Raw genomic sequence first — 19300 nt, 5'->3', positions numbered from 1 at the left:
TCTCCTTCGTCTCGGGCTCTCGACGCTATCGAGCGGCCCCGACATGGCCGCGGGGGGTTGCGGCCCGCCGGCGCCGAGCCCGTCTGCCGTTGGCCCCTCGCCGTGACTTGGCGCAGATGTACGCCGCGGGCTGTCGGCAGTGTGCATTTGCGGCAAGTCAACGCCACAACGCAGGGCTGCGTCGGTCCCGCGGCCCCGCCGGGTCGAGCGGAGTCAGGCCACCCGCGCCCAGCCGTCGCCGCGGCGCTCGATCGCCCCGGCGGCGGCGAACGCGTCGAGCCACCCGCCCATCGGCCACTCGCCCCACCGCCGGTGGAACGCGGCGCCGTTGCGGAGGATGTCGTCGAGGTGCCGCCACGGCGGCGAGGACACCGGATGCCACTGGTGGTACGCGTGGGCCCCGCCCACCCAGCGCAGCTCGATGCCGGCGGCGCGGGCGGTCCAGGCCAGGTCGGTGTCCTCGGCCCCGTAGCCCTCGTAGCCGTCGTGGAAGCCGCCGAGGCGGCGCCAGGTCGCGGGGGTGACCGCGAACGACAGCGACCAGAACAAGGCGTACTCGTCGGGGGTCGCCACGCGGACCTCGCCGTCCGCGGGCAGGGGACGGGCGCGGTGCGGGCGGGTGTGGCCGGGCAGCTCGGCGGCCGTGGACGGCCGCTGCACGCTCGTCAGGTACGTCACCGGGCCCGACAGCAGCGCGTCGGGCGCCGCGGCGGCCGCGGCCCGGTAGCGCGGCAGCAGGTCGGCCCCGGGAAGGCAGTCGACGTCGAGGAACACGAGGAGGTCGGCGCCCGCGGCGAGGGCGGCCGCGGCCGCGCGGTTGCGCCCCTCGCCGACCCGGAGCCCGTGGGGGCCGGGCGGGACGTGGAGCGTGAGGGCGGCGGCATCCAGGGTCTCATCTGGCAGGGTCTCGTCCGGTAGGGTCTCGTCGAGCCAGACCTCCACGCGCAGCGCCTCGGGCGCCACCTCGGCGAGGACGCGCCGCTGACGTTCGAGGTGCTCGCGGCGCGCGGCGGAGGCGACGGTCAGGACGGCGGTCGTGCTCACGGCAGCATCGCCTCGACGGCCTCGGCGAAGCGGCGCGCCGCCCCCGCGACCTGCCAGCGGGACCAGTCCGGGGCGTCCCCGGCGGCGCCCTCGACGTGCGCGACGAGCTCGTCGGCCGACACGTCCGCGGGGGCCACGCGCGCCAGACCCGCGCTTCGCAGGGCGTCGGCGGTCCGCTGCTGCTCGTCGAAGGGGCGCTCCTGCGCGATGACGACCGCCCGGGCGCCCGCGGCGGCGAGGTCGGCCACGCTGTTCTGCCCGGCCGCGCTCACCACGACCGTGCGCGAGGACAGCAGCGGCCACGGATCGTCGACCCGGGACGCGGCGTCGTGCCCGATGGCATCCACCGTCCAGCCCCGGGCGGACAGCGCGGCGGCGGCGGTCGCGCGCACCTCGGGCTCCAGGGTCCGGCCCAGGAAGAGCACCGACCGGCCGGGGAGGGGGAGGGATGCCGCCCGCCCGTCGTACCGCGAGATGCCGCCGGTCCACACGACGCGGTCGCCGCGGTCGGCCAGGGCTGCGGACGGCACGATGCCGTGCGCCCAGGGGGCCAGGATGCGGTCGGCCAGGTCGTATGCGAGGGCGTGCGGGGCGTCGGTGCGGTCGCCGGGCTGGGTCACCACGACCGTGCGCAGGCCCAGCAGCCGGGCGAACACGGCGACCTCGGCGCTGACGTCCGCGACGAGGACGCGCAGGTCGCGGGCGACGGCCGCGTCGGCGATCCGGGCGAGCCGGGCGCGATGGCCGGGGTGACCGTGCGGCGCCCAGTGCAGGTGGCCGCGCGCGGTGGGATCGGCCTCGCGGGGGTCGCAGAGCGACCCGTCGGGCTGCACGACGACGTCCGCGTCCGGAGGCAGCTGCGTCCACGGCACGGACCCGTCGAGACCGGCCGGCCGCGGCAGGGACGAGAACGCCGCGACGGGGACGCGCAGGTGCGGCTGCACCGCGAGGAAGCGCGAGAGGTGTCCGTACCCGTGGTGGTGGACGTACCAGCCGATCACCAGGACACCGCGGGCGCGCGGCGCACGGGCACCGGCTGCGTGGCGGTGTGCGCGAGCACCCGCTCCACCTCGCGGTACCGGCCGGCCAGGGAGTGCGCGCGCACGGCGGCGCGGCGCGTCCACACGCGGGTCAGCGGCTCGCGCTGCGCCTGCCGGGCGAGGTCGGCGGCTGCGGCGGCCAGTCCCCCGACGTCGCCGGGGGTCACCACGGCCGCGGCCGGGGCGCCGGCGAGCACCTCGGAGACGCCGCCGATGTCGAAGGCGGCCACGGGCGTGCCGGTGGCCAGGGCCTCCGCGATGACGAGGCCGAACGGCTCCTCCCACATGGGCGTCACGAGCGCGACGGCCGACTCGCCGACCAGGCGGCACAGATCCGGCTGGCGGAGGGCCCCCACGTAGCGCGCGCGCTCGTCCAGCAACGGCCGCACCATGTGCTCGTAGTAGTCGACGTCGCCGATGCGCCCGGCCACGACGATCTCGGCCCCGGCCAGCCGGGCGGCCTCGATCGCCAGGTGCGGCGCCTTCTCGGGGACGATGCGCCCGGACCACACCCAGCGGGTACCCCCGGGACCGCGCGTCCAGCGGTCCGTGTCGATCCCGTTCGGGAAGACGAACGCGTCCACGCCCTCGGCCGACCAGGCCTGCGCGGTCGCCTGGCTGACGGCGACGAACCGGTGCGCGTGGTCGATCACCCGTGCGGCCGCGTCCAGCATCGGCTCGAGCGGCGGGGTGTGGAGCGTCGTCACGACGGGGATGCCGGCCTCGCGGCTCCACAGGATCGGCTCGCCGTGGAGGCTGTGGTTGTCGACCACGTCGAAGAGGTGGCGGTCCGCCTGCAGCCGCAGGAGCGCCGCCTCCATGGCGCTGCTCAGCCGGTCGCCGTACCCGGGCGGGTACATCGTGTCGGAGGCGTCGGCCCGCCGGTCCCAGGTCGGCACGGGCAGCCGGAACTCCGGCACGTCGCCGAGGAAGTCGGAGCCGTCCGCCGCCACCAGCGTCACCTCGTGCCCGCGCGCCCGCAGCCAGCGGACGCGGTCCCACACGACCGCCTCCAGCCCGCCCGCGTGCGGCTGGCGGAGGGGGTATCGCGAGGGGGCGACGACGAGGACGCGGAGGCGCCGCGAGCCGCGGATCATGCGGCGTCCTTCGCGGCCAGCGCCCGGCGGTACAGGGCGACGTGCGCGTCGCGGACGGCGTCGAGCTCCTCGCGGCGCTCGTCGCGGCGCCGGGCCACCTCGGCGGCGCGCCGCGGCGATCCGGGCGTCGACCACGCGGGGGCGATCGCGTCGATGATCGCGCGTTCCAGCGACAGCGGGTCGCCGACGGCGAAGGCGTGGTAGTCCTCGGGGTGCTGCGCGGCCATGTGGCCCACGCGCGTCCCGACGACCGGCACGGCGAGGTCGTAGCAGAGCTCGGCCCAGCCGGACTGCGTCCCGTGCCGGTAGGGCAGCAGGCACGCGTCGAGGTCGGCGAGCCAGGCGGAGAGCTCGGCGTCGCCCAGGCGCGGCCCCCGTTCGACGGCGACCCCCTCCGTGTCGGCGACGAGGAGCTCGATGGATGCCGCCGCGTCGGCGTCGCGCACCTTCTCGTTCATTCGGACGACCCCCTCCACATGGGCTCCCTGCGCGCGCAGGTCGGCGATGGCCCGCACCAGCGTCGCGGTGGTGCCGACGCCGTCGATGTTGGGACGCAGGTCGCGGAGGTGGACGCCGATCCGGGTCACGCGTCGCGCGGTTCCGGTCGGGGCCTCCTCGGCGAGCAGCGTGGGGTGGGGGAGCACCGTGGTCGCACGGTGGAAGACGCGTCGCACCTCGGCGTCGACCGTCGGGGTGAGGGAGATGAGCTCGTCGGCCGCGCCGATCACGACGTCGAGGGCCGCGCGGTGGGCCTCCTGCGTCTCCAGCTGCGGGTTCTCGAGGTCGTGCACCGTGTAGACGAGGGGCAGGCCGAGCCGTCTCATCGTCGCGACCGCAGCCGACAGCTCCTCGGGGGAGTACGACTCGAGACCGAAGTGCAGGTGCACGAGGTCGATCCCGGCCGCGTGCGCCTCGAGCCACGAGGGGAGCAGCACCTGCGGCGGCCACCACTGGCCCGGCTCGGCCCCGGGCGGCGGGGGATCGGCCAGCAGCGCGACACGCGCAGGGTCGGTCACCGCCCGGACGTACGGGTGTGCTGCGGGGACCGCGGCGACCCGGACAGGCGGGATGAGTGGTGCGTCGATCTCTTCTCCTCCTCGTCATGCTGGCTCCGGCGGTGCGCTACCGCATCGCCGAGGCGTTCGCAATGCAACGGGGCGGTTGGGAGCGCGGAACGGCCGACGGCTACGTTCACATCATGGGTGGCGAGAGGACCGTGCCGGGAAGCCTTGCGGATCACGGCGAGGCGGTGATAGCGAGACGCCGGCATTATGCGGTCTTCTACGGCGACGAGGCGCCTCCTGCGGGATATGGCCTGGTCGTCGGCAATTGCCAGGCGGAGTCGCTGCGTCTGGTCGTGTCGTCCGATGCCCTCCCCGGCGTCCGCGTCCCCGCCGTCCACGAGCTGACCCCCGAGGACGCCGTTCACCTGCACCGCCTGCTCGCGGGCGCGTCCTGGCTCGTCGCGCAGCCCATCCGCGACGACTACCACGGCCTGCCGCTCGGCACCGCGCAGCTGCGCGCGGCCCTGCCGTCGCACGCCCGGTCGCTCACCGTGCCGATCGTCCGCTTCGGGGGCCTCTACCCGTTCCAGGCGGCCATCCGCGTGCCGGGCGTCGACGAGGACCCGCCCCTCGTGGCCTACCACGACGTGCGCGTCCTGGCCGAGGCCGCCGGCCTGCCCGTCGCCCGGGAGCTGTCCCGCGACAGCGTCCGGGAGGTCGCGGCCGCGTCCGTCGCGGAACTGCGCCGCCGCGAGGCGCTCGGCATCGACATCGTGGCATCCGACCTGCTGTCTCCGGTCGTGGTGGACCTCGCCCGCACCGTCAACCACCCGGGGAACGCGATCTGGATGCCGCTGGGCGACCGCGTGGTCGCCGCGCTCGGGGCGCCGGGTACGGCCGTCGACCCCGGGCGGCCCATCCTCGCGGGGGTGCGGGCGCCCCTGGAGCCCTGGGTGCTCGACGCGTGGGACCTCGACGACGCCCCGCGACCGGACTGGATCGTCGCGGGGGAGGAGCTGTCGGTCGAGGCCGTCCGGTCGGCGCACCTCGAGTGGTACGCCGCGCACCCCGCGTTCGTCGCCGCCGCGATGGAGCGTCTCGCCCCGCTGATCGCCCGATGGAGGGCGTCGTGAGCGGCACCGCCGAGTCGGGTTCGTCCGTCCTCCCCGAGCTCGCGCCCCCGGTCCTCCTGGCGCATCCCGGCCCCCACGGCGTCGCCGTGTACGCCCGGGAGATCGCGGCCGAGGTGGTGGGCCTCGATCCGCGGGCCCGCGTGATCGCGCCGGACGGGCTCGCGTCGCTGCCGCCCGGCACGCCCGTGCACGCCCACGTCACCGACCGGCTGTGGGGCACCTCGCCCGAGGAGGCCGCGGCGGTCATCGAGGCCCTGGCGCGGCGGCATCCCCTCTCCGTCACTCTGCACGACGTGCCGCAGGAGTCCGACGGCGAACGCAACCGGCCGCGCCGCCGGGCGTTCTACCGGTCCGTCGTCCGGGCCGCCCATGGCGTGGCCGTCAACAGCGCGCACGAGCGGGCGCTGCTCGCCGAGGAGGACGTGTGGGACGGGCTGGTCGCGGTCGTCCCCCTCCCCGTGGATGCCACCCCGTCCCTGCCCGCGCCGCCGCCCGACGGGTCGGTGGGCGTGCTCGGCTACTTCTACCCCGGCAAGGGGCACGACGAGGCGCTCGCCGCGGCGGTCGCCGCGGGCGTGCCGCGCGTGAGCGTGCTCGGACGCGCGTCGGACGGTCACGCGGGCGACCTGGAGGCGTTCGTCCGCCGTGCCGCGGCGGCCGGCGTGGACGTCGAGGTGACCGGGTGGCTCGACGATGCGGCGATGGCCGCGCGGGCCCGCGCCGTCGCCGTGCCCGTGATCGCCCACCGTCACGTCTCGGCGTCCGGCTCGTTGGCGTCGTGGATCGGGTGGGGCCGCGCGCCGCTGGCCGTCCGGAACCGCTACGTGGACGAGATGGCGGAGCTGCGACCGGGGACTCTCCGGCCCGTCGAGCCCGACGCCCTCGCGTCGGAGGTGCGGGGCGCCGTCGCCGAGCCGGGACGCACGTGGCACGGCATCCATCCGCTCCCGCACGGGCGCGCGGACGCCGCGGGCGCGTACCTCCGCTGGTGGGCGGAAGGTCTCGCGTGAACCGGTCGGACGACGGCGCGGGGTGGGTTCCCGGGCACCCGTGGGTCCCCGGGAACCGCTGGGACCTCGTCGCCGGGGTCGAGCCGGTCCCGCCGCGGGTGAGCGTCATCGTGACGCACTACGACCAGCCGGAGGAGCTCGCCCGCACCCTCGCAGCCCTGCGGCGACAGGACCACCCGCGGGATCTGCTCGAGATCGTCGTCGCGGACGACGGCTCCCCGATCGCCCCCGTCGTGCCCGACGACGTGCTCCTCGTGCGGCAGGAGGACCGGGGGTTCCGGGCCGCCGCCGCGCGGAACCTCGGTGCGGCCGCCGCGACGGGGGATGTGCTGTGCTTCCTCGACGCGGACACCGCGCCCGAGCCCGGATACGTGCGCGCCCTGAGCCGCCTGCCCGCGCTCCTGCCCGAGGCCGTGACGGTCGGTCGCCGCCGTCACGCCGATCTCGGCGGGGTCGCGCCGGACGCGCCGCTCGCGGAGGTGGGACCGGCCCGGGAACTGCCGGAGCCGGACTGGCTGCGCGACGCCTACGCCCGCAGCGGCGACCTGCTGCACGCCGACGACCGCTCCTACCGCTTCGTCATCAGCGCCGTGCTCGCCTGCTCCCGGCCGCTGTTCGACGAGGTCGGCGGCTTCGACGAGGGCTTCACCTCCTACGGCGGCGAGGACTGGGAGTGGGCGCACCGGGCGTGGCAGGCCGGCGCGGTGCTCGCGCACGTGCCGGCGGCGGTCGCCTGGCACGACGGACCGGACTGGGCCGGGCGTTCGAGCGAGGACCGGGCCTGCGAGGGCAATCGGCAGACGCTCCGCCTGGCCGACGCGATCCCCGTCGACGGCTCGCGCGGGCGCGGGGTGATGCCCGCCGTGCCCGATCTCGTCGTGCACCTGACGGGGATGCCGTCGCCGGCGGCGGCGTTCCTGTGCGTCGATGCCGTGCTCGCGGCCTTCCCCCGGGCGACGGTGGTGGTGGACGCCGACCCGTCGCCGCCTCTCGCCGCGGACCCGCGGGTGCTCGTCGCCGCGGACCCGCGGCTGCGCCGGGCCGCCGACGGCCTCCCCGACGCGCGCGTCGTCCTGCGGCTGGACCGGGCCGTCGCGATCGACGGGGCGGACGAGCTGGCGGCGCGACTGTCCGCGCTGGGGCAGGGGTCCGAGGGCGGATTCGAGCTGCGGGCCGCGGACGGCGCGCCGGTCGGTGCCGCGACCTCGCGCCGCGCGCGGCGCCGTGCGACCCGGTGGGGGACCGACGCGGGGTTCACGACCGGGACGCTCACGGCATCCGGTGTCCACGTGCTGCGGAAGGAGCCGCACCTGGAGGCCTGGGTCGGCGGCTGGGGCGGCGTCGACCGCTGGATCTGACGTCCGCGGCCCCTCGGTCGCCGCGGGGTTCTCCGGTCAATAAACGCCCTCCGCCGGTGGACACGACGTGGCACGGCGTTTCCGCCACGAGGGAGCGTTTACTGGCGGGAGCGCCCGAAGGCCGGGACGCAGGGCCGCGGCGACGGGCCTGCGAGAATCGAGGGATGACCGCCACCCTCGTCGCACAGGGCCTCGCCGGGGGCTACGGACACCGCACGCTCTTCGAGGGGGTCGACCTCACCGTCGCGCCGGGCGACGTCGTCGGCGTCGTCGGGGCCAACGGGGCCGGTAAGTCGACGCTCCTGCGCCTGCTCGCGGGCGTCGACGACCCGCAGGCCGGCACCGTCTCCCTCGCGCCGGCCGACGCCTTCGTCGGGTGGCTCCCGCAGGAGCACGAGCGCGTCCCCGGCGAGACCGTCGCCGCGTACATCGCCCGTCGCACCGGATGCGCCGCGGCGACGCAGGAGATGGATGCCACGGCCGCAGCCCTCGGCGACCCCTCGGTGCCCGGGGCCGACGACGCCTACGCCACGGCGTTGGAGCGCTGGCTCGCCAGCGGCGCCGCCGACCTGGACGAGCGCATGCCGATCGTCCTCGCCGACCTCGGCCTCTCCGTCGGCGCCGACGCCCTGATGACGGGACTGTCCGGCGGTCAGGCCGCCCGCGTCGGCCTCGCCGCGCTGCTGCTGTCGCGCTTCGACATCGCCCTGCTCGACGAGCCGACCAACGACCTCGATCTGGACGGACTCGAGCGCCTCGAAACGTTCGTCCGCGGCCTGCGCGGAGGCGTCGTCCTCGTCAGCCACGACCGGGAGTTCCTGGCCCGAGCGGTGACCCGCGTCCTCGAGCTCGACCTCGCCCAGAACACCCACCGCGTCTACGGCGGCGGCTACGACGCGTATCTGGAGGAGCGGGCGACGGTCCGCCGGCACGCCCGCGAGAAGTACGACGAGTTCGCCGAGAAGAAGGCCGACCTCGTCGCCCGCGCCCGGACGCAGCGGGAGTGGTCGAGCCAGGGCGTCCGCAACGCGATGAAGAAGGCGCCCGACAACGACAAGATCCGGCGCAAGGCGTCGATGGAGTCGAGCGAGAAGCAGGCGCAGAAGGTCCGGCAGATGGAGAGTCGCATCGCGCGCTTGGAGGAGGTCGAGGAGCCGCGCAAGGAATGGCAGCTGGAGTTCACGATCGGGACGGCGCCGCGGTCCAGCTCGGTCGTCTCGACGTTGTCGGGCGCGGTGTTCCGCCAGGGCGGCTTCACCCTCGGTCCCGTGTCGCTGCAGGTGAACGCCGGCGAGCGGATCGGCATCACGGGCCCCAACGGGGCCGGCAAGACGACGCTCCTCCGCGGCATCCTGGGTCGCCAGACGCCCGACGAGGGCACGGCGAGCCTGGGCTCGAGCGTGGCGATCGGCGAGATCGACCAGGCGCGGTCGCTGCTCGTGGGCGAGCGACCCCTCGCCGAGACGTTCGAGGGGCTGGTGCCCGAGATGACCTCCGCCGACGTGCGGACGCTGCTGGCGAAGTTTGGGCTGAAGGCCGACCACGTGACGCGTCCGGTCGACGGTCTGTCGCCGGGGGAGCGCACGCGCGCCGGGCTCGCGCTGCTGCAGGCCCGCGGTGTCAACGTGCTCGTGCTCGACGAGCCGACGAACCACCTCGACCTCCCGGCGATCGAGCAGCTCGAGCAGGCGCTGGAGTCCTACACCGGGACCCTGCTTCTCGTCACCCACGACCGCCGCATGCTCGCGGCGGTGCAGACCGACCGCCACTGGCGCGTCGAGTCCGGAACCGTCTCCGAGGTCTGACCCGCGCGGGGCCGCACGCGGAGATGAGCCCCGCGCGGGGGTGAGCCCCGAGGGGCCGCGTGGCTGACAGGCGAGGTCAGCGCCCCTGACGCTTCTTGTACGGCTTGGGCTGCCCCTTCACGATGGGCGCGCGGCCCGTGCCCTTCGACGCCTTCGCCTTCCCACCCTGGACCTTCGGCGCGGCGACGGCCTGCGGCGGGGCGTCGGCGATGCGCGCGTGCGCCTCCTCGAGCAGCAGCTCGCCCGCGGGGGTGAGCCGCGTCGGCGGCGTCCGCGTCACCAGCGGCTGCCCCACCTCCTCCTCGAGCTTGTCGATCGTCGTGTAGAGCGAGGCGAGAGGGATGCCGAGGCTCGCGGCCGCGCGCGGGAAGTGCAGCTCCTCGGCGAGGGCGGAGAACCGGACCAGGTGCGCGAGCTTCATGGCATCCATTCTCCCGTGCCTCGTCGCGGACCGCGTCCGCCCGCCCGCAGGTCCTCGCCGAGATCACGTGGTCCCGGTGGCGGGAGGGCGGGCCGGGCGGGCGGGGGCGGTCAGGCGGCGGCGAGGAAGCGGTCCGCCGTGCGGAGGGACAGCGCCATGATCGTCAGCGCGGGATTCGCGGCGATCGCCGACGGGAAGACCGAGTTGTCGCAGATCCACAGGTTCGGGATCTCGTGCGAGCGGCCGTCGGCATCCACCACGCCGTCGGAGGGGTCCACCGACATCCGGGCCGTGCCGATCGTGTGCGCCGAGCGGGCCAGGACCATCGTCTCGCGCGCCCCCGCCGCCTCCATCACCCGCAGCATGAACGCCGTCGCGTGACGGTCGATCGCCTTCTCGTTCTCGCCCGCCGTGAACGTGACCCTGGCGCGCGGGATGCCGTACTCGTCGACCTCGTCGACCAGCTCCAGCCGGTTGTCGTCCGACGGCAGGCACTCCGCGTTGATGCCGATGCCCGCCATGAACCGCGCCTGGTCCAGGCGCTGCATCAGCTCCGGCCCCCACAGGCCGCCGCCGCGCACGAGCGTCGTCGCGAAGGTCAACGGCATCACGCCGAGGCTCTGCACGAGGTACCCGCCGGCGAAGTCCGCGTCGGCGGGACGCATCATGTCCTCGGTGATGAGCGACGAGGGGTACCCGCGGTGACCGCGCACCGGCTCGTCGAACCGGCCCCACACCTGGGTCGCGCCGTGGGCGAGGAAGTTCCGCCCCACCTGACCGTTGTCGTTCGCGATCCCCGTGTGCAGCAGCAGACGCGGCGTCTCCACGCCGCCCGCCGCCAGGACGAGCGCGCGGGTGCGCTGGCGCTTGTCGACACCGTCCTGCCGGTACACGACCGCGGCGACGTGCCCGCGCGCGTCCCGCTCGATGCCGTGCACCATCGCGTTCGCGCGGATCTCGGCGCCGGCATCGACCGCCACGGGCAGGTACGTGTTGGCGGTGGAGGCCTTGGCATCCGTCCGGCATCCCTGGTGGCACTCGCCGCAGTTGATGCAGGCGCCGCGCTCGCCGTAGTGGTCCTGCAGGCGGGCGCGGGTCAGGACGGCGGCGGGGGCGTCGGCGTACCGGATGCCGAGCTCCTCGCACCCGCGGGCGACGAGGTTCGCCGGGGCGTTGCGGGCCGCTGCGGGGTACGCGTACCGGCGGTCGGGATCCCACGGGTAGGGGGTCTGTCCCGAGACGCCGATGTCGCCCTCGACCCGCTCGACGTACGACAGCAGCTCGTCCGGGTCGATCGGCCAGTCGCGGCCGACCCCGGACTCGGTGCGGAGGGCGAGGTCGCGACGGTCCGGGCGCGGCGTGAACGCGCCCCAGTGCAGGGTGGAGCCGCCGACGCCGCGGCCGCTGTTGTTCGGGCCGAAGGCGGTGGCGTCGTCGCCGCCGGAGAGACGGTCCGACATCCAGTTGATCTCGACGGACTCCGGCTCGTCGGGGGTGAAGTCGTCGGTCGTGAAGTGGCGACCCGCCTCCAGCGCGACGACGGACAGTCCGCGCTTCGCGAACTCAGCGGTGAGGGGGGCGCCGCCGGCGCCGGTGCCGATGACGACGACGTCCACGACGTCGTCGAGCGGGTACGTGCGCATCCGGTCGAGATTCATGCCGAGACCGCCTCTCCGGTGGTGTGCTGCTGTTCGTCGACGGTGCCGCCGACGCCCGCCGGCTCCCAGTCCTCGCGGCGGCCGATCGTCAGCTGGACGAAGCCGCGCAGCGGCCGCGTCCCGCCGGTGGCGAAGCCGTCGTAGCCCGTGCGGGCCATGCTGGCGGGGTGCGCCAGCCACTGCCGCACGAGATCGACGCGGGCGTCCTCGAGCCACGCGGCCAGCTGCTGGTGGTCGAGGGGGCCGGTGGCATCCCCCTCTCCCTCCATCGCACGCCGCAGGAGGTCGGCGCGGGCGGCAGGGTCGGTCGGCCAGAGCGGCGCGAGGGTGTCGAGACCCGCGCGGTAGGCCTCGACGTCGGGGGGCAGCGTCGCGTTGCGCCAGCCGTCGCCCTCCCCGCGGGCGAGCTGCGCGTCGACGCGCCCGGCGAGGTCGATCGAGGGGCCGTCCTGGGGCACGGCGAGGTCGGCGATCTCCCGGAGCAGCGTCAGCTGCGCGACGTCCAGCACCTGCGGGGCGTACCCCCGGTCGTCGGGAACGGCGCGGCGGCCGAGGGTGCCGCGCACGCGGTCGTCGACGCGGTCGCCGGCGATGAGCTGCGCCCAGTCGTCCGGGACGACGGGGCCGACGAGGACCTCGTCCTCCACGAAGCGGGCGATGGCGGTGGATGCCTCGGGGGCGCGCTCCAGCGGGATGAGGTGCCCCGTCTCGGCGAGGGGGTGGAACCGCGCGCGGGGGTACACATCGGCGAGCAGGCCCGGCTGAGCGTGGGCGCCGAGATCGGCGTCGTCCGTCCCCGCGAGCACCAGGACGGGGAGGTCGAGACGGCCGACCTCGTCGATGGCATCCACGCGGCTCCCGGTCTCGAGCCAGGCGCGCCACGCCGCCGGGGACGTGCGTCGCAGGTCGGCCAGCGCGAGCGCGTGGGCGTCGGGATCGAGCGGACGCGCGGTGTTCTGGTCGAGGAAGGTCTGCGCGTCGTCGTCGGACAGCCCGCCCTCGGCGACCCACGAGAGCATGAGCGCGCGGCGCTCCTCGTCCATCGGCTCGGGGCGGGGCGGCGACGGGGCCATCAGTACCATCCCGCTCAGCCCGAACAGACCGGCCTCGCCCCGCATCGTGCGCGCGGCCACGAGCGCGGCGATCTTGCCGCCCATGCTGTGGCCGCCGAGCATCCAACGGCCGCCGCGGTGCGCCGCGAGGACGCCGATCACGTGCTCGAGAGTCGCCTCGATGGAGGTGTCCGCGGCGTCCGCGGCCGACCCGAAGCCCGGGAGGTCGATGCCCTCGACGTGGACGCGGCCGGCGAGCTCCGTGCGGAGGCGTGCGAAGGAGTCGGCGCTCGCGCCGAGCGCGTGCAGCAGGTAGAGGGTGACGGGCGCCCCGCCGGGGCCGTCGTTCGTGATGGGCATATCCTCACGCTCGCTCACCGGATCGAGCGGAATGGGCCGCTTGCAATCCGGGCCGTTTTGCGCAAGTGCCGGTGACGGCGGGAGTGGATGCCGCGGGCCGCTCGCCGGACTCCTCGATTCCGGCCGCGGTGGGTGCTGCCCCGGGGGCGGCGGGCGCTCGCCGAACTCCGGAGTTCCGGCCGCGGTGGGTGCTGCCCCGGGGGCGGCGGGGCGCTCGTCGAACTCCGGAGTTCCGGCCGCGGTGGGGCGTGCCCGGGGCGGCGGGCGGCTCGCCGAACTCCGGAGTTCCGGCCGCGGTGGGTGCTGCCCGGGGCGGCGGGGCGCTCGTCGAACTCCGGAGTCCCGGCCGCGGTGGGGCGTGCCCGGGGCGGTGGGGCGCCCGCCGAACTCCGGAGATCCGCCGCCGGGGACGCGGGATTGCCGCGGGAATTCGGGCGCGACGCGCCCGGGCACCGCGGAACTCAGGAGTTCGGCGAGTGAAGGATCCCGGGCCGGGGGCCGGGCGTCAGGAGTTCGGCGAGTAAGCGGCCCCCGGGCCCGGCGGGCCGCCCGCCGCTCAACTCAGGAGTTCGGCGAGGCAGGGACCCCCGCCGCCGCCCCTGGATCTCAGCAGACCGGCGAGCGAGGCGTCGCGCTCACGGCGTGACCATGCCGCCGTTCACGTTCAGCGTCTCGCCCGATACGTAGCTCGACTCCGCGGAGGCGAGGAACACGAAGGCGGGCGCGATCTCGGCGGGCTGGCCGGCGCGCTGGTAGGTGCTCTCGTCGTCGAACGCCTTCATCTGCTCGTCCGACACGCCCTGGCTGACCTGCAGCGCCGACCAGGTGGGCCCGGGGGCGACGACGTTGACCCGGATGCCACGGGGTGCCAGCTGCTGAGCGAGTCCCTTCGACAGGTTGTTGATCGCCGCCTTCGTCGCGGCGTAGTCCAGGCGGTCGGGCGCCGGCTTGTACGCCTCGAGGGACGCGGTGTTGATGATGGTGCCGCCCTCGGGCAGGTGCGCGAGCGCCGCCTTCGTGATCCAGAACGGCGCGAAGACGTTCGTGCGGAACGTCAGCTCGAACTGCTCGTCGGAGAGGTCGTCGACCTTCTCGACCATGACCTGCTTGCCGGCGTTGTTCACGAGGATGTCGAGGCCGCCCAGCTCCTCGACCGCGCGGGCGACGAGGTCGCGGCAGGCCGCCGGCTCGGAGATGTCCGCGGCGATGGACACGCCGGTGCGACCGGCGGCGCGCACGTGCTGGAGGACGTGGTCGGCGTCGCGCTGCTCGTCCGGCAGGTGCACGATGGCGACGTCGGCGCCCTCGCGGGCGAACGCGATGGCGACGGCGCCGCCGATCCCGGAATCGCCGCCGGTGATGAGGGCCTTGCGGCCGACGAGGCGGCCGAGCCCGCGGTACGTCTCCTCGCCGAGGTCGGGCACGGGCGTCATGTCGGCCTGCACGCCCGGCTCCGGCTGGTGCTGGACGGGCGGCTCGACGCGGTCGTAGCGGGTGACGGGGTTGTCGAAGGTGTACTGGTCGCGTTCGCTGCTCATCCTTCGACGCTAGGGAGCCGGTGGCATCCGTCGCCCGCCCTTGACGAATCCGGATGCCGCGGTGACCGACGGCCATTCACGACCCGGCGACTCCGCGACACGACGCCCCCGGCGGAGCGAAGCACGCGCACGCGGCCGCGGGCAAGCCGCCCGTCCCTGACACCTCACCCGGGTAGACACGGAAGGGACCAGCCGCCACCGCTCCCGAGAAGAGGGCTCCGATGACGACCACCCCGCCCCGCCCGCACCGCGCCGCCGTCCGGACGGGGACGGCGTCATGAGGCTCACCGACACGAGCGACCTGTGGTGGAAGACCGCGGTCTTCTACAACCTCGACGTCAAGACGTACCTGGATGCCGATGACGACGGCGTCGGCGACCTCCGGGGCCTCGCCCAGCGGCTGGACCACCTCGCCGAGCTCGGCGTCACGTGCGTGTGGCTCGCGCCGTTCTACCCGTCGCCGCAGCGCGACAACGGCTACGACATCGAGGACTATTACGGCGTCGACCCGCGCTACGGCTCGCTCGGCGACATGGTCGAGGTGCTGCGCACGGCGCACGACCGCGGCATGCGCGTGATCGTCGACCTCGTCGTGAACCACACGTCCGATCAGCATCCGTGGTTCCAGGACGCGCGGACGAGCCGCGACAGCCGCTACCGCCACTTCTACCAGTGGCGCGACGATGTGCCCGAGGACGCCCCCGCGAGCATGTTCCCCGACGTCGAGGACGGCGTCTGGTTCTTCGACGAGACGGCCGGGCAGTACTACAAGCACTCCTTCTACCGGCATCAGCCCGACCTGGCGACCGACCACCCCGAGGTGCGGGAGGAGATCGCCAAGGCGATCGGCTTCTGGCTCGAGCTCGGCATCGACGGGTTCCGCGTGGATGCCGTCCCGCATCTCATCGACGGCGACGACGGGCCCGAGCACGAGTTCCTCCGCACCCTGCGGGGGTACGTCTCGCGGCGCAGCGGGCACGCCATGATGCTCGGCGAGGTCAACCTCCCCTATGACGAGCAGATGCTCTTCTTCGGCGGTGCGGACGGCGACGAGCTGACCATGCAGTTCGACTTCGTCGCCAACCAGCGGCTCTACCTCGCGCTCGCCCGGCAGGACGCCGCCCCGCTGCGCGACGCGCTCGCCTCGCGCCCGGCGCTGGCGATCGGCAACCAGTGGGGGAACTTCGTCCGCAACCACGACGAGCTGACCCTCGATCAGCTCAGCCCGGGGGAGCGGGACGAGGTGTTCGCGGCGTTCGCGCCGAACGAGGGCCAGCGCATCCACGGCCGCGGGATCACCCGCCGGCTGCCCTCGATGCTGGAGGGCGACCCGCGCCGGGTGCGCATGGTCTACAGCCTGATCTTCTCGCTGCCCGGGGCGCCGGTGCTCTACTACGGCGAGGAGATCGGCATGGGGGAGAACCCCCGGATCGAGGGCAGTCGCGCGGCGGTGCGCACCCCGATGCAGTGGACCGGCGCCGACGACGCCGGCTTCTCACGGGCCGCCGCCGACGACCTCGTGGCGCAGGTCGTGCCCGGCGGTTTCGGTCCGCAGCACGTCAACGTCGCGCAGCAGCGCCACGACCCCGAGTCGATGCTGCGGTTCGTCCAGAACCTCGTCCGGCATTACCGCGCGTCGCCGGAGATCGGGTGGGGTCAGCTCGCCATCCTGGACCAGCCGCATTCCTGCGTGCTCGCGCACGCGGTCACGAGCGAGCTCGGCATGTTCGTCGCGGCGCACAACTTCGCCCCCGACGGGCGCACGTTCCGCCTGGAGATCGAGGGGATGGATGCCACCGGTTGGAGCGTCGTCGACCTCCTCTCCGACGGCGCCGGCACCGAGGAGATCACGGACGGCGGCATCGACGTCGCCCTCGACGGCTACGGCCACCGCTGGTGGCGCGTCATCCGGCCGGGGGAGCGCCGCATCGCCTGAGGCGCGTGCCGCGGCGCCGTGCCCGGTCCGGCGGCGCCGTTAGAGACCGAGGGTCCGCCGCAGGTAGTCGTTGCGGAAGACCCCGCGCGGGTCGGCCTCGCGAGCCGCGGCGAGGAAGTCCTCGACGTGCGGGAGCGTCGACCGGATCCGCTCCCCGGGCATCGTGAAGGCCTTGCCCCAGTGCGGTCGCGCGTCGAAGGGGGCGAGCGCCTCCTCGATCGCGGGCAGCACCGACAGGACGCCGTCGGTGTCGTTCCGCCAGGTGAAGTGGATCGCCATCACGTCGCGCCGGTAGGCCGGGCTCAGCCACAGCTCGTCCGCGGCGACGGTGCGCAGCTCGGTGACCAGCAGGTGGGGGTCGATGGTGGATGCCAGATCGCGGACGGCCGCCAGCGCTTCGCGGGCGGAGGCGAGCGGGACGAAGTACTCGCTCTGGATCTCGTCCCCGTCGCTGGGCAGGGCGTCGGCGCGGAAGTGCGGCAGACGCGTGTGCCACGGTCCCGCCGTGCCCCGCGGCGTCGTGTTGTCGACGGTGCGGATGCGACCCAGGTGAATGTCGTCGCCGACGGGACGCCCGCCGAGCGCCTCGACCCACGACAGGTCGCCGTCGTCGCTCTTGGCCCACACGAGGTCGTGCGCCGGCTCGCCCCAGGTGGTGAAGACGCTGACGCTGCGCGCCCCGCCGAACACCCGCTCGACGTCGCCGACGATGTCGTCCCACGCGACCCCGGTGAACGCCTCCTGGGTCACCGCGTAGGTGGGCTCGGTCCGCAGCTCGACAGCGGTGACGACGCCCAGCGCGCCCAGGCTCAGCGCGGCGGCCGGAAACAGCGGCTCACCCGCCTCGAATCGACGTATGCCGCCGGCGGCATCCATGATCTCCACCGCCCGCAGGGCGCTCGAGAGGTTGCCGTTGCGCAGGCCGGAGCCGTGCGTGCCCGTCGCGGTCGCGCCGACGACGGAGATGTGCGGCAGCGAGCCGAGGTTGTGCAGCGCGCGCCCCTCGGCCTCGAGGACCGGAGCCAGCTCGGCGAAGGTGACCAGCCCCTCGACGCGCACACGGTCGCCGTCGATCTCGATCCGGACGGGCAGGCGCTCGAGCGAGACGAGAGCGGTGTCGGCGTCCGCGATGTCGTTGAACGTGTGACGGGTCGCCTGCACGCGCAGGGACGGCGTGGATGCCACCACCGCGGCGAGCTCGTCGAGGTCGCTCGGCAGCAGCACCTTCTCGGCCGCGTACCGGTGATTGCCCGACCAGGTCGCGCCCGGCTCTCGTGTCTGGATCATCTTCGGTCTCCTCCGTGCATCCTTGCCGACTCCCCATCCTGCCCCGCCGCGGGGCGGCGGAGGTGATGTCGGGAGCGGAGGACGAGGGATGCCGCTCGGCTCCTCCCGTCGCCGCATCCCCTCCCTCCGCCGTGGTGACCGCGCGTCGGGCAGCGGAGGTGATGTCGGGAGCGGAGGACCCTGGATGCCTCTGGCATCCTCCCGTCGCCGCATCCCCTCCCTCCGCCGTGGTGACCGCGCGTCGGGCAGCGGAGGTGATGTCGGGGGCGGAGGACCCTGGATGCCGCTGGCATCCTCCCTCCGCCGCATCCCCTCCCTCCGCCGTCACAACGGCGAGAACAGCGCGGCCTCGAAGACGGCCTCGGCCGCGCCGACGAGCAGCCGCCGTCCGCCCAGCTCGGCCACGGCGATGCGCAGGTCGTCCGCGCACGCGGGCATCGTCTGCGCGCGCACCGCGGCGTCGAGGCCGTCGAGGTCGAGGGAGGCGAGCACGGCGAGGAAGCCGCCGAGCACGATGACCGCCGGGTTGAGGGCGTTCGCCGCGTTGGCCAGGGCCGTCGCGAGGATGCGGAGCTGCCGCGCGGTCTCGGCCCGCACGCGGGGGTCCTCGGACGCGGTGAGGGCGTCGGCGAGCTCGACGTCGTCGCCGTGGTCCCGGCCGACGGCGGCCAGGAGCAGCGCGCGGCTGACCTCGTCCTCGAGCACGCCGCCGGGCACCCGGCGGTCGCCCTCGTCGACGATGCCCGGACGGTTCTGGCCGAACTCGCCGGCGTAGCCGCCGGCTCCGCCGAGGGGTGCGCCACCGGCGATGACGGCGCCGCCGATGCCGCTCGCGCCGCCGTTGAGGTAGACGACGTCGTTCACGCCGCGCGCGGCGCCGAAGAGGTGCTCCGCCCGTGCGCCGAGGGCCGCGTCGTTGGCGACGTGGGCGTCCAGGCCCGTCGACCGGCTGACGAGGGCGCCGATCGCGGCGTCGGTCCAGTGCAGGTGCGGGGCCTCGCGGACCATGCCGTCGGACGCGCGGACGGGCCCCGGCACGGCGATGCCCGCCCCGACGAGCCGCGTCGAGCGCAGCGGTCCCTGTCGCCAGGCGGTCAGCCGCTCGCCGACGAGGTCGGCGGTGCGTTCCGGGGTGAGCAGCGTGTCCTGGGGCAGACGCTCGCGGACGAGGATCGTGCCGTCGAGGCCGATCGCGGCGATTTCCAGCGCGTCGACCTCCGGGTTCACGGCGACGGCGGCGACGTCCGGATGCGGGGCGACGGTGGGGGAGGGGCGGCCGACGCGGCCGTCGGGGTCGGCGGCGCGTTCGACGACGAGGCCCTGGCGCGACAGCTCGTTGACGAGGTCGGCGATCGTGGACCGGTTCAGACCGGTGGCCCCCGTGAGCGCCGAGCGCGAGCGCGGCCCCTGCTGATGGACGGTCCGCAGCACGAGGGCCAGGTTGGCGCGACGCATGCCGTCGCCCCGGGTGCCCACGCTGACCATGGGTCCCACCTTGCCACGCGCGTCCGCTCCCGCCGGCCCGCGCAACTCCCACCCCGCCCCGAGGAACCGGTG

Annotated in this window: 15 protein-coding genes; 5 read left to right on the top strand and 10 right to left on the bottom strand. The window is 74.9% G+C overall.

All coding sequences use genetic code 11. The features are described from left to right. Positions 1–213: 213 nt before the first annotated feature. From ACO03V_RS00225 to ACO03V_RS00210, 4 genes are read right to left on the bottom strand one after another with little or no spacing between them, the layout of a single operon-like run. On the bottom strand, positions 214–1044 hold the full coding sequence (locus ACO03V_RS00225) for a glycosyltransferase family 2 protein (RefSeq protein WP_423136154.1): 831 nt from the start codon (positions 1042–1044) through the stop codon (positions 214–216). Beyond that, positions 1041–2045, bottom strand: a complete 1005-nt coding sequence (locus tag ACO03V_RS00220; RefSeq protein ID WP_367732978.1) for a glycosyltransferase — start codon at positions 2043–2045, stop codon at positions 1041–1043. The genes ACO03V_RS00225 and ACO03V_RS00220 overlap by 4 nt, the downstream gene beginning before the upstream one ends. Next, the gene (locus ACO03V_RS00215; RefSeq protein WP_423136153.1) at positions 2042–3181 is read right to left on the bottom strand and encodes a glycosyltransferase; all 1140 of its coding nucleotides are present in this window, start codon (positions 3179–3181) and stop codon (positions 2042–2044) included. The genes ACO03V_RS00220 and ACO03V_RS00215 overlap by 4 nt, the downstream gene beginning before the upstream one ends. Further along, entirely contained in the window at positions 3178–4197 is a 1020-nt protein-coding gene (locus ACO03V_RS00210) for a glycosyltransferase (RefSeq protein WP_423136152.1), read from the bottom strand. The genes ACO03V_RS00215 and ACO03V_RS00210 overlap by 4 nt, the downstream gene beginning before the upstream one ends. A 59-nt stretch (positions 4198–4256) precedes the next feature. Here ACO03V_RS00210 and ACO03V_RS00205 point away from each other — a divergent pair, with 59 nt between their 5' ends. From ACO03V_RS00205 to ACO03V_RS00190, 4 genes are all read left to right on the top strand, one after another. After that, entirely contained in the window at positions 4257–5318 is a 1062-nt protein-coding gene (locus tag ACO03V_RS00205) for a WcbI family polysaccharide biosynthesis putative acetyltransferase (RefSeq protein ID WP_423136151.1), read from the top strand. After that, positions 5315–6328, top strand: a complete 1014-nt coding sequence (locus tag ACO03V_RS00200; RefSeq protein ID WP_423136150.1) for a glycosyltransferase — start codon at positions 5315–5317, stop codon at positions 6326–6328. The genes ACO03V_RS00205 and ACO03V_RS00200 overlap by 4 nt, the downstream gene beginning before the upstream one ends. Further along, positions 6325–7686 (top strand): glycosyltransferase family 2 protein, encoded by a 1362-nt coding sequence (locus ACO03V_RS00195; protein ID WP_423136149.1) that lies wholly within the window; start codon positions 6325–6327, stop codon positions 7684–7686. Before ACO03V_RS00200 ends, ACO03V_RS00195 begins: the two co-directional genes overlap by 4 nt. Positions 7687–7850: 164 nt before the next feature. Further along, on the top strand, positions 7851–9491 hold the full coding sequence (locus ACO03V_RS00190; protein ID WP_423136148.1) for an ABC-F family ATP-binding cassette domain-containing protein: 1641 nt from the start codon (positions 7851–7853) through the stop codon (positions 9489–9491). A 76-nt stretch (positions 9492–9567) separates the two neighbouring features. On the opposite strand, the gene ACO03V_RS00185 is transcribed toward ACO03V_RS00190, so the two are convergent. From ACO03V_RS00185 to ACO03V_RS00170, 4 genes are all read right to left on the bottom strand, one after another. Then, positions 9568–9912, bottom strand: coding sequence for a LysR family transcriptional regulator (locus ACO03V_RS00185; protein WP_367732998.1), 345 nt, complete (start codon positions 9910–9912; stop codon positions 9568–9570). A gap of 110 nt (positions 9913–10022) precedes the next feature. Further along, complete coding sequence (locus tag ACO03V_RS00180) at positions 10023–11570, bottom strand: GMC family oxidoreductase (protein ID WP_423136147.1); 1548 nt, start codon at positions 11568–11570, stop codon at positions 10023–10025. Further along, positions 11567–12982 (bottom strand): alpha/beta fold hydrolase, encoded by a 1416-nt coding sequence (locus tag ACO03V_RS00175; protein ID WP_423136146.1) that lies wholly within the window; start codon positions 12980–12982, stop codon positions 11567–11569. Before ACO03V_RS00175 ends, ACO03V_RS00180 begins: the two co-directional genes overlap by 4 nt. Before the next feature lie 635 nt (positions 12983–13617). Beyond that, positions 13618–14520 (bottom strand): SDR family oxidoreductase, encoded by a 903-nt coding sequence (locus ACO03V_RS00170; RefSeq protein ID WP_423136145.1) that lies wholly within the window; start codon positions 14518–14520, stop codon positions 13618–13620. 277 nt (positions 14521–14797) lie between these two features. On the opposite strand from ACO03V_RS00170, the gene ACO03V_RS00165 reads away from it, so the two are divergent. Then, complete coding sequence (locus tag ACO03V_RS00165) at positions 14798–16456, top strand: alpha-amylase family protein (RefSeq protein WP_423136144.1); 1659 nt, start codon at positions 14798–14800, stop codon at positions 16454–16456. Positions 16457–16495: 39 nt separating this feature from the next. Here ACO03V_RS00165 and ACO03V_RS00160 read toward each other — a convergent pair whose 3' ends face one another. Continuing rightward, a complete protein-coding gene (locus ACO03V_RS00160; RefSeq protein WP_423136143.1) occupies positions 16496–17743 on the bottom strand; it encodes a D-arabinono-1,4-lactone oxidase in 1248 nt (415 codons plus the stop codon). A 324-nt stretch (positions 17744–18067) separates the two neighbouring features. After that, positions 18068–19228, bottom strand: a complete 1161-nt coding sequence (locus ACO03V_RS00155; protein ID WP_423136142.1) for an ROK family transcriptional regulator — start codon at positions 19226–19228, stop codon at positions 18068–18070. Between the last annotated feature and the right edge of the window lie 72 nt (positions 19229–19300).

It is taken from the genome of Microbacterium sp. HMH0099 (genome assembly GCF_049384025.1).
Classification (GTDB): Bacteria; Actinomycetota; Actinomycetes; order Actinomycetales; family Microbacteriaceae; genus Microbacterium.
Note: the sequence above shows the minus strand (reverse complement) of the source record. Positions and strands in the feature narration are given on the sequence as shown.

What these genes read in the sequence shown, in the direction of transcription:
- ACO03V_RS00190 (WP_423136148.1), top strand. Translation starts at nt 7,851, where the DNA reads ATGACCGCCACCCTCGTCGCACAGGGCCTCGCCGGGGGCTACGGACAC.
- ACO03V_RS00165 (WP_423136144.1), top strand. Translation starts at nt 14,798, where the DNA reads ATGAGGCTCACCGACACGAGCGACCTGTGGTGGAAGACCGCGGTCTTC.
- ACO03V_RS00175 (WP_423136146.1), bottom strand. Translation starts at nt 12,982, where the DNA reads ATGCCCATCACGAACGACGGCCCCGGCGGGGCGCCCGTCACCCTCTAC.
- ACO03V_RS00185 (WP_367732998.1), bottom strand. Translation starts at nt 9,912, where the DNA reads ATGAAGCTCGCGCACCTGGTCCGGTTCTCCGCCCTCGCCGAGGAGCTG.
- ACO03V_RS00160 (WP_423136143.1), bottom strand. Translation starts at nt 17,743, where the DNA reads ATGATCCAGACACGAGAGCCGGGCGCGACCTGGTCGGGCAATCACCGG.
- ACO03V_RS00180 (WP_423136147.1), bottom strand. Translation starts at nt 11,570, where the DNA reads ATGAATCTCGACCGGATGCGCACGTACCCGCTCGACGACGTCGTGGAC.
- ACO03V_RS00170 (WP_423136145.1), bottom strand. Translation starts at nt 14,520, where the DNA reads ATGAGCAGCGAACGCGACCAGTACACCTTCGACAACCCCGTCACCCGC.
- ACO03V_RS00155 (WP_423136142.1), bottom strand. Translation starts at nt 19,228, where the DNA reads ATGGTCAGCGTGGGCACCCGGGGCGACGGCATGCGTCGCGCCAACCTG.
- ACO03V_RS00215 (WP_423136153.1), bottom strand. Translation starts at nt 3,181, where the DNA reads ATGATCCGCGGCTCGCGGCGCCTCCGCGTCCTCGTCGTCGCCCCCTCG.